At 63.9% G+C, this 1,407-nt stretch carries 1 protein-coding gene; it reads right to left on the bottom strand.

The features are described from left to right. A partial coding sequence (locus AC1DY5_RS55660) for a TRAP transporter large permease subunit (protein WP_478122711.1) occupies positions 1–1,407 on the bottom strand: 1,407 nt, incomplete at both ends.

Genomic DNA, 1,407 nt, shown 5'->3' with positions numbered 1-1,407 from the left:
CGAGTACCGAGCCGAGGATGATGAAAGCGACCACCGACACCGCCATGAAGGTGATTGCGCCGCCCGGCAAATCCTTCATCGCGTCTGCCAGTGCGGTCGAGAATCCAGACTGGGTCAGTGCCCAGGCCATCCCGGTGGCGGCACCGATGATGAACAGGATCGAGCCGGAAAGCGACGCGGTGCTGACCAGCATTGGGTAGATCCGCTTCCAGTCGAATTGCCGGTAGATCAGAAGTCCGGCGATCACGGCGTAGACGATGCCGATGGTGGATACTTCGGTCGCCGTGGCGACGCCCTCGACCACCGCTGCGCGGATGACGACGGGAAGCGCAAGAGCGGGAATGGAGATCAGGAACGACTTGGCGATCTCGCGCCCGCTCGCCTTCCGAACGCCCGACAAATCCTCGCCCCGATAGCGCCACCACACGAGTGCGGCCAAGGTCACCCCGACCACGACCCCGGGCAGCAGGCCACCGGTGAAGAGAGCGGCGATCGAGACGCCCGTCGCGGAGCCGATCGTGATCAACACCAGTGACGGTGGGATCGTCTCGGTCTGAGCGCCCGTAGCGGAAAGCAAGGCAACCAGGTCGCCGGGTTTCGCGCCGCGCTTGCGCATCTCCGGGAAGAGTGCCGGCGCCACGGCCGCCATGTCGGCAGCCTTGGACCCCGAGATCCCCGAGACAAGGTACATCGCGCCGATCAGCACGTAAGAGAGACCGCCGCGGACGTGCCCCAGCAGGCTGGCCAGGAAGGTGACCATGGCGCGTGCGATCCCGGTCATCTCGATGAGCAAGCCGAGCAGGACGAACAGCGGTACGGCGAGCAGAATCAGATGGCTCATGCCTTCATCCATCCGGCCCACGATGACCACCGTGGGCGTAGTGGTCGTCAGCGCAATGTAGCCAAAGGTCGCCAGCCCGAACGAGAACGCGATCGGCAAGCCGAGCAACACCATGGCGCCGACACCGAGCACGAAGAACAGGAACAGATTCCAGTTTCCGAGTGACGTGAACAGCGGCCCCACCAAGGCCATCGCTCCAATGACGAGCGAAACCAGGCCCAATGCCAGCAAGGCGTCCTTCATTCGGCCGAGGCGGAAGATCTGCATCAGACCGACCAGCAGCATCAGTCCCAGCCCGACAGGAAGCGCTGAAGCCCGCCACGAATTCGGGATGCCCATCGCCGGCGTCGTCACGAAGACCTCGTCCTGCGCGAACTCGTAGGCTGGATGCACGACAAATGCGAGAAAGGCAATTGCCGCAGCGATGGCGACCAGATCCAGGAAGGCCCGGTTTCGCGAGTCGAGCCTGCCGACGATCGCCGTCATGCGCATGTGTTCGCCACGCTGGAACGCGACGATCGATCCGAGCATCGCCAGCCAGAGGAACAGGATCGACGCCAGTTCGT

The organism is Variovorax sp. P4_D9 (genome assembly GCF_056401695.1).
The sequence above is the reverse complement of the archived record's forward strand: the minus strand, read 5'-3'. Positions and strand labels throughout refer to the sequence as shown.